Annotated in this window: 9 protein-coding genes and 1 pseudogene; 4 read left to right on the forward strand and 6 right to left on the reverse strand. The window is 70.4% G+C overall.

All coding sequences use genetic code 11. The annotated features are described in order from the left end of the window. The first annotated feature begins 17 nt into the window (after positions 1-17). Together QLQ12_RS44920 and QLQ12_RS44925 are read left to right on the forward strand one after the other, a co-directional pair. A complete protein-coding gene (locus QLQ12_RS44920) occupies positions 18-1,451 on the forward strand; it encodes a glycoside hydrolase family 43 protein (protein ID WP_282767209.1) in 1,434 nt (477 codons plus the stop codon). Then, positions 1,448-4,939, forward strand: coding sequence for a discoidin domain-containing protein (locus QLQ12_RS44925; protein WP_282767210.1), 3,492 nt, complete (start codon positions 1,448-1,450; stop codon positions 4,937-4,939). The genes QLQ12_RS44920 and QLQ12_RS44925 overlap by 4 nt, the downstream gene beginning before the upstream one ends. A 33-nt stretch (positions 4,940-4,972) precedes the next feature. Here QLQ12_RS44925 and QLQ12_RS44930 read toward each other — a convergent pair whose 3' ends face one another. From QLQ12_RS44930 to QLQ12_RS44950, 5 genes are all read right to left on the reverse strand, one after another. Next, the gene (locus QLQ12_RS44930) at positions 4,973-5,542 is read right to left on the reverse strand and encodes a hypothetical protein (RefSeq protein WP_282767211.1); all 570 of its coding nucleotides are present in this window, start codon (positions 5,540-5,542) and stop codon (positions 4,973-4,975) included. Between the two features lie 54 nt (positions 5,543-5,596). Next, positions 5,597-6,382 carry a helix-turn-helix transcriptional regulator gene (locus QLQ12_RS44935; RefSeq protein WP_282767212.1) on the reverse strand — a complete coding sequence of 262 codons (786 nt, stop codon included), beginning with the start codon at positions 6,380-6,382 and terminating at the stop codon, positions 5,597-5,599. 130 nt (positions 6,383-6,512) lie between these two features. Beyond that, positions 6,513-6,788, reverse strand: coding sequence for a hypothetical protein (locus QLQ12_RS44940; RefSeq protein ID WP_282767213.1), 276 nt, complete (start codon positions 6,786-6,788; stop codon positions 6,513-6,515). A 5-nt stretch (positions 6,789-6,793) separates the two neighbouring features. Then, on the reverse strand, positions 6,794-7,168 hold the full coding sequence (locus QLQ12_RS44945) for a hypothetical protein (protein ID WP_282767214.1): 375 nt from the start codon (positions 7,166-7,168) through the stop codon (positions 6,794-6,796). Between the two features lie 162 nt (positions 7,169-7,330). Continuing rightward, positions 7,331-8,980 (reverse strand): thiamine pyrophosphate-binding protein, encoded by a 1,650-nt coding sequence (locus QLQ12_RS44950; protein WP_282767215.1) that lies wholly within the window; start codon positions 8,978-8,980, stop codon positions 7,331-7,333. Between the two features lie 477 nt (positions 8,981-9,457). On the opposite strand from QLQ12_RS44950, the gene QLQ12_RS44955 reads away from it, so the two are divergent. Then, complete coding sequence (locus tag QLQ12_RS44955) at positions 9,458-10,456, forward strand: LacI family DNA-binding transcriptional regulator (protein WP_282767216.1); 999 nt, start codon at positions 9,458-9,460, stop codon at positions 10,454-10,456. A 240-nt stretch (positions 10,457-10,696) separates the two neighbouring features. Continuing rightward, a complete protein-coding gene (locus QLQ12_RS44960; protein ID WP_282767217.1) occupies positions 10,697-13,204 on the forward strand; it encodes a sensor histidine kinase in 2,508 nt (835 codons plus the stop codon). Positions 13,205-13,584: 380 nt separating this feature from the next. On the opposite strand, the pseudogene QLQ12_RS44965 reads toward QLQ12_RS44960, so the two are convergent. Further along, positions 13,585-13,694 (reverse strand): annotated as a pseudogene (locus QLQ12_RS44965) (FKBP-type peptidyl-prolyl cis-trans isomerase); the annotation flags it as partial.

The following is a 13,694-nucleotide window of genomic DNA, read 5'->3' on the forward strand; positions in this document are numbered from 1 at the left end:
ACGAAGGAAGGAGTCAGATGTCCACGAGAAGACGGTCCACCGCGATGTTCTCCGCGCTGGTCACCGCTGTCGCCGCCATAGCGGTCGCCGCACCGGCGCAGGCCGCGAACCCGATCATCATCAGCATCTACACCGCGGACCCGGCGCCGCTCGTCGTCGGTAGCACCCTGTACGTCTACGCGGGCCGGGACGAGGCCCCCACCGGGGGCGGCAACTTCGCGATGCGCGAGTGGCACGTGCTCTCCTCGACCGACGCGGCGAACTGGACCCACCACGGCGCCCGCGCCGACATCGCCACGTTCCCGTGGGCCGGCGCCGACGCCTGGGCTGGCGAGGTCGAGCCGCGCAACGGGAAGTACTACTGGTACACGTCGGTCAACGGCAACGGCCCGGGCTGGATGAACATCGGCGTCGCCGTCGGCGACAGCCCGCTCGGCCCGTTCACCGACGCCAAGGGCGGCCCGCTGATCAGCGACAGCACGCCGAACTCGTCCGGGCTCAACATCGACCCGACCGTGTTCGTCGACGACGACGGCCAGGCCTACATGTACTGGGGCGGCTACTGGGGGCCGCGGGCCGTCCGGCTGGCCAGCAACATGATCGACACGGTCGGCGCGGTCGTCACCCCGACGGGGCTCACCGATTTCTGGGAGGCCCCGTGGATGTTCAAACGCAACGGCCTCTACTACATGATGTACGCCGCCAACGACACCAATGGCTGCGTCACCAACTCCAACTACGCCTGCCAGCGGTACGCGACCGCGACCAGCCCGCTCGGCCCGTGGACGCACCGGGGCGTCGTGCTGGGACAGGTGTCGTCGACCACCAACCACGCCGGGATCGTCGAGTTCAACGGGCAGTGGTACATCGTCTACCACAACGCGAACGCGCCCGGCGGCGGTAATTTCCGCAGGTCGGTGGCGGTGGACCGGCTTTACTTCAACGCTGACGGAACGATCCGGCCGGTCGTTCAGACGACCACCGGGCCGCCGCCGAATCCGGGCGGTGGCGGCGGTGGCGCCAACATCGCACCGTCCGCGACTGTGTCGACCTCATACGTGTCGCCGTGGGAGAACCTGTCGGCGGTCAACAACGGCGGGACGCCGGTCAACTCACAGGACCGGTCGAATCTCGCCTACGGCAACTGGCCGCAGCAGGGCGTCCAGTGGATCGAGTACACATGGCCGACGGCACGGTCGATCAACAGCAGTTCGGTGTACTGGTTCGACGACAACCAGGGCATCGACTTGCCGGCGTCATGTCAACTGCAGTACTGGAACGGCAGTACATATGTACCCGCTCCAGTGCAGTCAACATGTGGCGTCAACGTCAATGTTGACAACGTCAATACGTTCAACACGCCAATCAACACGACGCGGCTGCGGCTGCGGATCACGTCACGCAGCGGCAATTCCACCGGTGTCCTCGAGTGGAAGGCCTTCCAGTCATGAGGCGGAGCGGCGGGCACTACCAGCGCGAGGGCGACCAGCGCGGGGGCGACCAGCGCGGGGGCGACCAGCGCGGGGGCGACCAGCGCGGGGGCGACCAGCGCGGGGCCTACCTGCGCGGGGCCTACCTGCGCGGGGCCTACCAGCGCGGGCCCTACCGGCGCGCGGCCGACTCGGCGAGGGTGACGTTGTTCCGGGCGTTCGGGAGCTCCGTGAAGCCGGTCATGAGGCGGCGCCTGGCGTACCTCACCGTTTTGATCTTGATTCTGGGGTTCCTGGGCCCGGCGAAGCCGGCGCTCGCGGCGCAACCCATCGGCTACCCCACCTTCACCGGCGCCGGCTCGATCCCCGCGCCGCCGGTCGGTTACTCGACCGGGGACACGATGCGGGCCATCTACGACGCGGAGGCGTCCGGCACCGACTTCTGGATGGACCGGCTGCTCGCCCGCGCCGGCAACGACCCGGCCGGCCCGTGGCTGATGTCGCGCGGGCGCGCGGCGTTCATGTACACGCACAACCCGGCGGTGATCGGTTTCGGCGGCAACGCGGCCTACTGGGACAACATCTCCAGCCAGAACGCCTACGCGATCACGGCGTCCTCGGGTGCCTTCACCGAGCAGCCCGCGCAGCGCCGGCAGACGCCGAGCCACTGGCGCAGCGTGCACACCGGCGGAGCGGTCCGGCTCGACGTCACCAAGTTCATCACCCACAACAATGTGCTGGTCACCAACGTCGCGGTCGTCAACACCGGCGCCTCGTCCACGACGCTCACGCTGAACGCCACGTCGCCCTACGCGACCACCGTCAGCGGCGCCGAGCTGACCGGGACGCGGGCGGTCAAGAACAACCTGACGACACTCTACCCGCGGCTCTCCGGCGACGGGTTCACCGCCGCGAGCGGTGGCCTCAGCCGATCGGTCACGGTCGCGGCCGGGCAGACGGTCACCGTCAAGGTCCAGCTCGGCATGGTGACCGAGGAGATCCCCGCGTCGCGTGCCGAGTACGACGCCTACCGTGCCCGCAGCGCCGCCGACGCGTTCGCCACGCACGTCCGCGACTACAACCGGTGGTGGGCCGACAACGTGCCCTACATCGACGTGCCGGACGCGGCGATCAAGAAGAACATCTACTACCGCTGGTGGCTGATGCGGTTCAACCACCTCGACGCCGACATCCCCGGCCAGGATTTCCAGTTCCCGCAGTCGATCGAGGGCGTGACCGGCTACAACAACGCGATCGCGCTCACCCAGCCGATGCACATCGACGACCTGAAGTATCTGCGTGGCGCGGAGTACTCCTACGCGCCGTACCTGGCGGTCGGGCAGTACTCGGCGAACGGCCGCTTCGTCGACAACCCCGGCGACCCGGAGAACTGGTCGAACTCGTACACCCAGTACATCGCCGAGGCGGCGTGGCGGGCCTACCAGATCCACGGCGGGCAGCCGGCCATGCTGACCAACTTCGCCCGCTACGCCGAGGGTGACGCCAAGGGCCAGCTCGCCACCTACGACACCAACAACAACGGCGTCATCGAGTACGACTGGGGCGCGATGACCGGCAACGACGCCGACGCCGTGTCGTTCCACTGGCGGGCCGGCAACCTGGACCGGGCCGAGACCGCGTACGTGTGGAGTGCCGCCAACGCCGCCCGCGACGCCTACACGCTGCTCGGCAACACGGCGAAGGCCACCGAGATGCAGACGCTGGCCGACCGGATCCGCAACGGCGTCGTCAACACCCTGTGGAACCCGTCTCGCCAGCTGCTGGAGCACAAGCACGTGTCGACCAACACGCACGTGCCATGGAAGGAGATCAACAACTACTACCCGTACGCGGTCGGGATGATGCCGAACACCGCGCAGCACCGGGAGGCGCTGCGGCTGTTCGCCGACCCGGCCGACTATCCGATCTTCCCGTTCTACACCGCCAACCAGCGCGACAAGGCCGCCGCGGCCGCTGCCGGGAACCCGGGCAGCAACAACTTCTCCACGATCAACTCGACGGTGCAGTTCCGGCTCTACTCCCAGGTGCTGCGCAACTACCCCAACTCGTGGATGAACAACGAGGACTACAAGAAGCTGCTCTACTGGAACGCCTACGCGCAGTACGTCGACGGCAACACGGCCTGGCCGGACGCCAACGAGTTCTGGGCCGACTGGAACGGCAGCGCCATCACCTACCGGTCATGGATCCACCACAACATCCTCGGCAGCAGCAACTGGACCGTCATCGAGGACGTCGCCGGGCTGCGGCCGCGCAACGACACCCAGATCGAACTGTCGCCGATCAACATCGGCTGGTCCCACTTCGCGGTCAACAACCTGCGCTACCGCAACGCCGACCTGTCCGTGGTCTGGGACGACCCGGCCGACGGCGTGACCCGGTACGCCGGGGTGCCGCAGGGCTACTCGATCTTCCTGAACGGGACACGGGTGGCGACCGTCAACCAGCTCGTGCCGTTCACCTACAACCCGGCGACCGGGGCGGTCACCACCACCGGCACGGTCGCCGCCAGCACCGCGTTCGGCTCGCTGCAGGCGCCGCAGAACGTGACGCAGAACAGCGCCCGGGTGGCGGACGTCTTCGCCAAGGCCGGCGTCGATCTGACCTCGACCCGCCCCAACCTGGCCGCGGGCGCGACGGCGTCGGCGTCGTACACCACCTCCGGCACGTCGGCGGCCGGTGCCGTCGACGGGCTGCCCACCAACGCGCCGCTGTGGGGCAGCTTCGGCAGCCCCAACGCCACCGACTGGTTCGAGGTCAACCTCGGCTCCACCCGTACGGTCGGCGAGGCCTGGATCTACTTCCGCAACGACCGGGCCGGCAACCGGTACCGGCCGCCGACGGCCTACACCGTGCAGTACTGGAACGGCTCGGCCTGGGTCAACGCCGCCTCCCAGGTCAAGTCGCCGGGCACACCGCAGTCCAACGTCAACCGGGTCACCTTCACCCCGGTCAGCACCGCGCGGCTGCGGATCCAGTTCACCCAGCCGTCCGGGGCGGGGAAGACCGGGCTGACCGAGGTGAAGCTCTACGGCCAGGGCACCGTGCCACCCGACCCGAACCCGAACCTGGCCACCTCGGCCACGCCGAGCGCCTCCTACACCTCGGCGTGGGAGAGCGTCGCGGCGCTCAACGACGCCATCGACCCGCCATCGTCCAACGACACGGTCAACCCACGCTGGGGGACCTGGCCCAACCAGGGCCAGCAGTGGGCCGAGCTGACCTGGCCGTCGGCGCAGAGCCCGCGGTCCGTCCAGGTCTACTTCTTCGACGACGGCCAGGGCATCGATATGCCGGCGTCGTGGAAGATCCAGTACTGGAACGGCGCCGCCTACGTCGACGTGCCGTCCGCGAGCGGCTATCCGCTCGCGGCGAACCAGTACAACACGGTCACCTTCGGACCGGTCAGCACCACCCGGCTACGGGTCGCGCTGACCAGCGGCGCCGCCTCCGTCGGACTGCTGGAGGTGAAAGCCTTCGCCTCGTGACGTCCGTTCGAGCCCGCCGGCCCGCCGACCATGTCAGCGGGCTGGCGGCCCGTCATCCTCATCAGACGGCGACGGCGACGGCGACGGCTGCGGCGGCGACGGCGGCTGCGGCGGTGACGGCGGCCGCGTCGGCGGTGACGGCTGCTGTGGCTGACGTGCGGCACGCAGTACGTCGAGGCGGGACTGGGCGCGCTGGACCGCCGCGCGGGACCGCTCCAGGAAGGCGTCACTGCGGTCGAGCCGGGCGACCTCACGCCCGAAAGCGCCCTCGATCTGCTCGACCGGGTCACGCTCGCGCAGCTCATAGTCGCGCCGCGCGTCACGTTCGTTGAGCGATCGCTCCCGGATGCCGGCGTTCGCCTCGCGGGAGTCGGCGATCGCCTCCCGCTCGTCGGCGATGCGCTCGCGCTCCTGGGCGGCGACCTGCAACTCGACGATGGTGCGCTCGTGCGCCTGGACCGCCTGTGCGCGAGTGGTCAGGTCGGCTTCGCGTTCGGCCAACCGTCGCTCTCGCGCGTCCAGCAGTCGTTCCCGGCTGTCCAATTCCCGTGCCCGCTCGTCGAGGTAACGGGCCCGCGCGTTCAAATGATCATCCGGTGACACGATCTCATCGTAGTCAGGCCGACGCCCGCGGACTTCTTCCAACTCCGGCGAGATCTATCCGAGCATGGCCATGACCTGGGTACGGGCGTGCACACCCAACTTCCGGTAGACCTGTTCCAGGTGCTTGTGCACGGTCCGCTCGCTCACCGACAGCCGGCGAGCGATGTCGCGGTCGCTCAGCCCCGCCACCAGATGGGTGACGACCTGACGTTCGCGCGGGGTCAGCAGCCGCAGTCTTCCCGCGGCCTGCTGGAGCCGGTCGGTGTGACGGCCGGCCGCGTGCAGGGCGCCGTGCAGCCGGGCGATCTCCGCCCGGTACCGCAGGGTGGGGGCGAGCTGGGCCGCCAGCAGGCGCGCGACCGTGCGATCCCGGTCGGTGAACCCGCGCCGTGACCGGTTGAAGGCCAGCAGGGTGCCGTGCCGCCGGTTCAGCTGAACGATGCAGAGCAGTTGATCGCGGGTGCCGCGGGCGTGGAAGAAGTCGGCGTACAGCGGCAGACGCCGCAATTCGCGCGAGCTGATGACGTCCGACCAGGAGAGGGGCTCGCGGGGCCGCAGGCGGCCGTCGCGGAACGCCGCGAAGCCCGGGTGCTGGGTGAAGACCTGATGGAACGACGGGACACCGATGAGGTTCGACTCGCTCGGGACGGTGGTGGAGTGCAGCAGCCGCGCCTCGACCTGATCCACCCTGACCCAGGACGCGGCCTCGCCGCCCAGCAGGGCGCCCATTCCGGCGAGGAGCGGCGCGGGCAGTTCGCCGGGCTGTTCCGGCGCGCAGTCGTGGAACGCCGTGGACAGGTCCAGCAGCCGGCGCAGATCCGCGTTGGTAGGCGAATTCATGCGGCCATCGGACCGCGCGAAGGCCGGCGGCGCAGTCCTCTACGTGACTGAGCGGCGGTTGTGTCGCCCATGTGACGTGCCGTCCGCCGCCGGTGGGGCAGCGGACGGCACACCGGTCAGGCCCTGCCGGTCACCACCAGGTCCACAGTTCGTACCTGGCGCCGTCGTTCCGCAGGAAGCACTCGGCCCAGATGCCCACCTCACGGAAGTCATCGCGAGCGGTCACGCACTTGTCGAACGAGAAGTACGTGTTGACGTAGTGCCACTGTGCTTCCGGCGCCACCGACACCGAGGCGGTCTCCGGGCGCTGCGCCGGGTCGTGGCCCGCCGCGGCGGCCGGAGCGCCGGCCAGGGCAAGCGACAGCACGCCGGCCGTGAGGACGGCCGTTGCCTTGGCTGCACGCATGGCCGTCACCACCCGAATCCGATGCTGGCGCAGAAACCGAACGCGCAGAAGCTGAAGACGCACCAGAAGTCATTGTCGATGTCGACGACCTTCACCTCCACGTCGTCCGAGGAGCGCGCGGCGCTCTCGCCGAGTGTGAGCAGCGCGCCGCGGTCCATCCGCTGCACAGCCTCGTTGAACTCGCGGGCGTAGTCCGGCGAATCGACGATGCGCCGCAACAGGGCGGTGCGGGCCGCCTCCAGCAGGGTGCGGGTCTCGGCCGGCACCCGAATCGGGTTGACCGGGCCCTTCGTCTTCTGACTGGTGAAGTCGGCCGGAACGTTGAGCAGATTGCGGGCCAGCCGCCGCAGACCCTCCGGGTCCAATGGTTGCTCGGGCACTTCCTCTTCTCCCTCGTGAGATCGAACCGGCGCCCTCTGCCGGGCGGCCGGACTTGTACTCACGAGGCTGCTCGCGGGCGCGGCGCGGCGGTATTCGCAATACTGCGAAGCCGGCGGCCTACGGCCGGAGTGTGAAGAGGGCGGCGACGGCCACCGTCGGTGTCAGCGGAACGCCTCCTCCAGCCACCAGGACGGGCGTCCGGTGGTGACCTTCGCGTCGATGACCATCGGGGTGTCCCGGGGGCCGGCCAGCCACGCCCGGACCGGGCCCAGGTCTTCGGGCCCGCGCACGGTGACCGCCGCGCAGCCGTGGCCCCGGGCGATCGCGGCGAGATCCGTCTGCGGAAAGGTCACCGTGGACAGCGGGTGCCCGGACGGGCCGAAATGGTGCACCTCCGCGCCGTACGCCTCGTCGTTGTAGATCACGATGAGCGTGCCGGGACTCACGCGGCGAATGGTGTCCAGTTCGGCGATGCCCATCAGGAAGCCACCGTCGCCGCACGCCGCCACCGCCAGCCGGCCGGGGCTCGCGAGCGCGGCGCCCAGGGCGCTGGCCAGACCCAGCCCGACCGCCTGGAACGCCTGGGTGAAACAGAAGCCCTGATGATCAGGAACGGACAGGAACATCGACGGGTAGCCCATGAAGTTGCCCGAGTCGACCGCTACCACCCGCTGCGCCGGCAGCAGATCGTCCAGGGCGATGCTCAGGGTGCGCGGGTCGATGCGGGTGTCGTCGCCGTCGCCGTCGTCGGAGTAGGCGACGTCGCGCCAGCGGCCCCGGTCGCGCAGTTTCGCGCGGACCCCGTCGGTCCGCGCGCCCGTGTCGGCGCCGGTGCCGCCGGCCGTGAGGGCGGCGGTGACGGCGACCGCGGTGAGCCGCACATCGCCGCAGATGCCCAGGTCGACGCGGTGCTGGGCGCCGAGGGCGGACGCCTCGAGGTCGACCTGTGCCACGGCCGCCTCGGGGGCGATCAACCGGCCGTGCCGGCTCGTCCACATGTTCAGCGAGGCGCCCCAGGCGATCACCACGTCCGCGGCGCGGATCAGCTCGGCGGCCAGCGGGGTGGCGAAACCGCCGGAAACGTCCAGGTTCCAGTCGCTGCCAGCGAACAGGCCCTTGGCCGCGGCCGACGTCGCCAGGAGCGCGCCGCACGCCTCCGCCAGTTCGATGAGCTCCGCGCGGGCCGCCAGCGCGCCGCGGCCGGCGATGAACACCGGCCGCTCCGCGCCCTTCAGCAGATGAGCCAGAGCGGTCACGGCGTCGTCGGAGGCGCGCGGCGGCTGCACCGCCGGCGCTGGCGGTAGATCGGCCGGCTCGGCGATCGCGGCCTGCACGTCCACCGGCAGATGGAGCACGACGGTGCGCCTCTCGCCCACCGCGGTCCGCCACGCGCGGGCGGTGTCGGCGACGGCCGTCGCCGGGCCGTGCACCCGCTCGGCGACCGCACCGACCGCGCGGGCCAGCGCGTCCTGGTCGACGCGGACGTTCGAGCGCGGCGCGGCCGCCGGCTCGGCCGCCAGAACGATCATCGGGGTACGGCTCTTCGCCGCCTCCGCGATGCCGGTCATCGCATTGGTCAGGCCACCACCCTGATGCACCGTGACCACCCCGGGCTTGCCGCTGACCCTTGCGTAGGCGTCGGCCGCGGTGGCCGCGCCACCCTCGTGCCGGGTGGCCACGAACCGCGCCCCGTGCGCGACCAGAGCATTGGTGACGTGGAAGTTTCCCCTGCCCACGACCCCGAACACCAGGTCCGCGCCGAGATTGGCGAGCGTTTCACCGACCACGTCGGCGACGGTCCGGTCGCTCACCTGACGGCTCGTTCGCTCCACCCGTACGCCAGGATCGGGGTTGGCGCCGGTGTGGTCGGCGGGTGAGTGGTGCACAGGGGTCTCGCCGGCGCGGACGTGCGGAGCACGGGTTGCCTTCACAGGGCCTTCAGAACGCTCATCGGCATCTCCACACGGGCGAGGTCGTCGGGGACGGATCCGAGCGTACGGCCGCGTCCCGTCATTCGGTGAGCGTCGAACCGTGTTACGACCCGCGCGGGTGGTCCGCTGTCGTGACCACGACAGAGGCGCCTCGATGTCGGTCGATGACATGATGGGGTCCGTGCCGCCGCCCGCCGACGCAATCCGCCCCGATGAGCCGCTGGAGTCCGCGTTGAAATCCGGTCCTACGAGTCTCCGCTGCCACCGTCCAGCATGGCCGGGCGCTCGATCCGCCGGGCGCCGGGAGGTTCCGGGGGCGCTCACCCGGCCGGGAGCGGCGCGCGTCAGGCGACACCGATGACCGAGGCCGCCCGCCGGGACCGCCTGCCGGGCGGCGTCTCGATGGCCGATGTGGCGCGGCGCGCCGGAGTCTCCTCGCAGACCGTCTCCCGGGTCTCCACCGGTCACCCCGGCGTCGCCGCGTCGACACGCCGGCAAGTTCTCGACGCCATGCACGATCTCGGGTACCGGCCGAACATCGCGGCTCGCGCGCTCAGACGCGGCAGGTTCCACGCCATCGGTGTCGTCATGCCCACGCTCACCACCTTCGCCAACAGCCGCACGGCCGAGGCGATCGCGGAGGAGGCGGCGCTGGAGGGATACTCCGTCACCTTGATCCCGGTGGCGGCGGCCACGCTCGACGAGCTCGCGGTCGACGGCATCGTCATCATGGACGCGCCCCGCTTCGACGCCGCGAACCTCACGCTGCCGCGGGGAACGCGGGTGGTGTCCGTCGGGTCCCGCAGCGACGCCGACTACCCCGTCATCGACACGGATCAGCGTGGCGGGGCCACGCAGGCGGTCCGCCATCTGCTGGACCTCGGCCACCGGACGGTGTGGCACGTGACCGGCCCGGCCGAGTCGTACGCCGGCGAACTTCGCACCCGGGCCTGGCGGGACGTGATGAGAGAGGCCGGCATCATGCCGCCGCCCGCCGAACGCGGCGACTGGTCGACGCTGTCCGGTTACCAGGCCGGCCGGCGCCTCGCGGACGAGCCGGGCTGCACGGCCGTCTTCGCCGCCAACGACCAGATGGCGCTGGGCGTGCTGCGGGCGCTGCACGAACGCGGCCGGCGAGTGCCGCACGACGTGAGCGTCGTCGGTTTCGACGACATCCCCGACGCCGCCGCGTTCCTGCCACCGCTCACGACGATGCATCAGAACTTCTCCGAGGTCGGCAGGCGCTGTGTGGAACTGTTGCTCGGCGACATCCGGGGTGGCCCGTCCGGGCCGGGCACCGTGCTGGTCGCTCCTTCTCTGGTCCGGCGGGCGAGCACCGCGCCGCCACCCCGATAGGCCCGTCCGGCCGCGCGGTGGCCACGTGACGTGGCCCCGGAAACAGATCTCACGGCTGAGCGCCGAAGCGCATGCTGAAGCTGGTCCCTGCGTATTCCGGCCTCACTCTGTCGGAGCGTAGGACAGAATCCTTTCCGGAAATCGCCGCGTCATACTTGCTCATAACGGATCCAATCTGGATGATCTTCCATCAATCAGGCGAGAACTACACTCTTGTCGCGTTAACGAAGACGGCGAGTCATGGCATTTCTCAACGAGGCAGTTCTCAGTGACCCGGAGCGGTTGGCGGCGGTAGCGCGTGCCCGCCGTGTCCTGCCTGCCCAGGCGATCCCGTTGGATGCGATCGCCCAGATGGCGGCTCGTCTGACCAGCGCGCCGATAGCGACGGTGACCCTGGTGGACGACCAGGAGGAGTACTTCGTCGGCGTCCACGGGCTTCCCGAGCCGTTCCGGGAGCCGCGGCGGGCCCCGCTGGCGTACTCGCTGTGCAAATACGTCGTCAGCCAGGACCACCCGATATCGTCCGGCGATATGCGGCGCGACTCCGCCGAGTTGTGCGAGCACCTGTTGACCACCGAGTTCGGCGTCCGGGCCTTCCTCGCCGTGCCGGTGCGCGACAACGCGGGCCGGCCGGTGGGTTCGCTGACGGTCGTCGACACCGTCGTCCGGCAGTGGAACGACGACCAGCTCACCGCCCTGCTGGAGATCGCCGAGGTGCTGCGGCCGCCCCCCACCGCGGCGACCACACCCGGCGTCGAGGGACTCGACAGCGCGGCCCTGCTGGACAGCGTGCAGGAAGCGTTCCTGGCGGTGAACCCCGACGGGGTGGTCGTCGGCTTCAACCGCGCCGCCCGGGACCTGCTCGGCTTCACCGCCGCCGAGGTCTGTGGCCGGCCCCTGCAGGACCAGTTGCTGCCCGATTACGACGGCCAGCCGATCAGCGCGGCCATCGACCGGCTGTTCGCCGCGGCCCCGGACCGACCGGTCACCCGGCAGGTCAACCTGTGTCACCGCGACGGCCACCGCCTGCCGGCGAACGTCTCCCTATCGGTGGTACGGGGCGCCTCCGGTGCCCTGGCCTGCGCTTTCCTCACCGATCTGTCGGCACAGGCGGCCGCCGAGGCCACTGCCGAACGCCACCAGAACTTCCTGGCCGCCCTGCTGGAGAGCCTCGACGTCGGGGTGATCGCCTGCGACACCACGGGCCGCGTCGTGGTGATGAACAAGGCGATCCGAAAGGTGCGGGGCCTGCCGCTGGACGGCGACATCCCGGAGGATCTGCCCGCGTCCGCGGCGAACGCGCTGCTCGACACCGACCTGCGGCCGCTGCCCTGGGAGCGGACGCCGCTGATGCGGGCCTGGCACGGCGAACACGTCGAGGGCGCGGACGTGGTCGTTCGCCGTCCGGGTCACCGGCTGCGCACGTTCGCCTGCACCGCACAACTGATCACCGGCAACGGCGGCCAGCGCCTCGGTGCGGTCGCGGTCGCTCACGAAGTCACCAGTCTGCGCCGTACCGAGCGGTTCCGGGCCTGCCACCGCGCTGTCGATGAGGCCCTGAAAGCCGCCCGGTCAGCGACCGAGGCGGCCCCTGCCATCCTCGAAGCGGTCACCACCGCGCTGAACTGGCCGTGTGCCGAGCTGTTCCTGATCGACGAACTGACCGACACCCTCCGCCCGGTCGGGCACTGGCACACGACGGGCATCGACCCCGACGGGTTCTTCGGCCACACCCCCCGATACGGCACCGGCATCACCGGCCGCGTCTGGGCGACCGGCCAGGCGATGTGGGTGCCCGATATCGCCCACAGCCCGCAACTGACCAGCGCCTACGAGGAGTCCCGCGTCGAGGTCTGCGTGCGCAACGGCATCCGCACGGTGCTCGCGGTCCCGGTCCGCGACGGTGGCACCCTGCTCGGGGTCCTCACCTGTTACGCCGATGCCCCGGAACGGCACGAGGATCTGCTCACCGTCCTGCTCGACGGTGTCGCCGCACAGATCGGCGTCTACGTCGCGCTGCGCCACGCCGAGGAACTCGCCCGGCAACTCACCCGCGCCCAGGACGACTTCATCGCCCTCGTCGGTCACGAGATGCGTACGCCACTGACCTCGATCGCGGCCAACGCCGGCATCCTCGCCGAAGACAGCGACAGCCTGGACGACGACCACCGGCAGATGGTGCAGACCATCGCCCGCAACACCGGGCTGCTGCAGAAGATCGTCGAGACCCTGCTCGACCTGGCCGGCCTGGAGTCCGGGCACGTGGCCCTGACCACCGAGGTGTTCGACCTGGTCGAGACCGTTACCGCGGCAATCGCCGCCGCACAGCCCCACGCCGCCGACACCGGCGTGCGACTATGCGCCGAGTTGCCTTCCCGGGCGCTTCTGCGCGGCGACGCCCCGCGGTTGCGGCAGGTCCTCGACGACCTGCTGTCCAACGCGGTCAAATACAGCCCGTCCGGCGGTGACGTGCACGTCAGCCTGACCCTCGACGACGACACCGTGCAGGTGTGTGTCGCCGACACCGGCATCGGCACACCCACGACGGAACGCGCCCGGGTCTTCGACCGTTTCTTCCGCGGCAGCAACGTGCGCCACCACGGCACCACCGGCAGCGGCCTCGGGCTCAGCCTCGCCCGGACCATCATCGCGTTGCATCAGGGCACCATCCGCCTCACCGACAACGAGCCGACCGGCACCGTCGTCTGCGTACGACTTCCGGTCGGCGACGTGCCGACCTCGGCATAGCCGATCGCCGGGGCAGCCGGGTCCCACAACGACACCGCGGGGGTGCCCGAACAGCGCCCGGCAGGCCCGGCCTGGCCGGCCCTGCTACAACGGGCGTATGGAGATGGACGTCTACGGCCAGCACGAACGAGACGCCGACGAGTACCTGGCCGCCCACGGCCTGCGCATCGCCCCGGACGAAGCAGTACCTCACGGCGCTGGGCACCGATGAGGCCCAGGAGATCCTCGCCGACATCGCCGAGTTGGAGGAGTCCTACGACGCCGAAAGCTACGCCGCTGACCTCGACGACTGGTACCGGACCGCCTGACCACGCGCAGCGACCGGCTCGGCGCGCTCGTGCGGCCCTCGCGGGCCCGTCGTTTCCGGCCGGTGACCGGGGTCAGGCCGCCGACAGGACATCGACGACGAAACGCAGCGCGCCGGCCGGCTGCCCGCCGCTCGGCTTGTCGCCGTACGCCAGGGCGGCCGGGATGTCGAGCTGGACCCGGC

Origin of the sequence: Actinoplanes sandaracinus, assembly GCF_030009775.1 — a bacterium.
Lineage (GTDB): Bacteria > Actinomycetota > Actinomycetes > Mycobacteriales > Micromonosporaceae > Actinoplanes > Actinoplanes sandaracinus.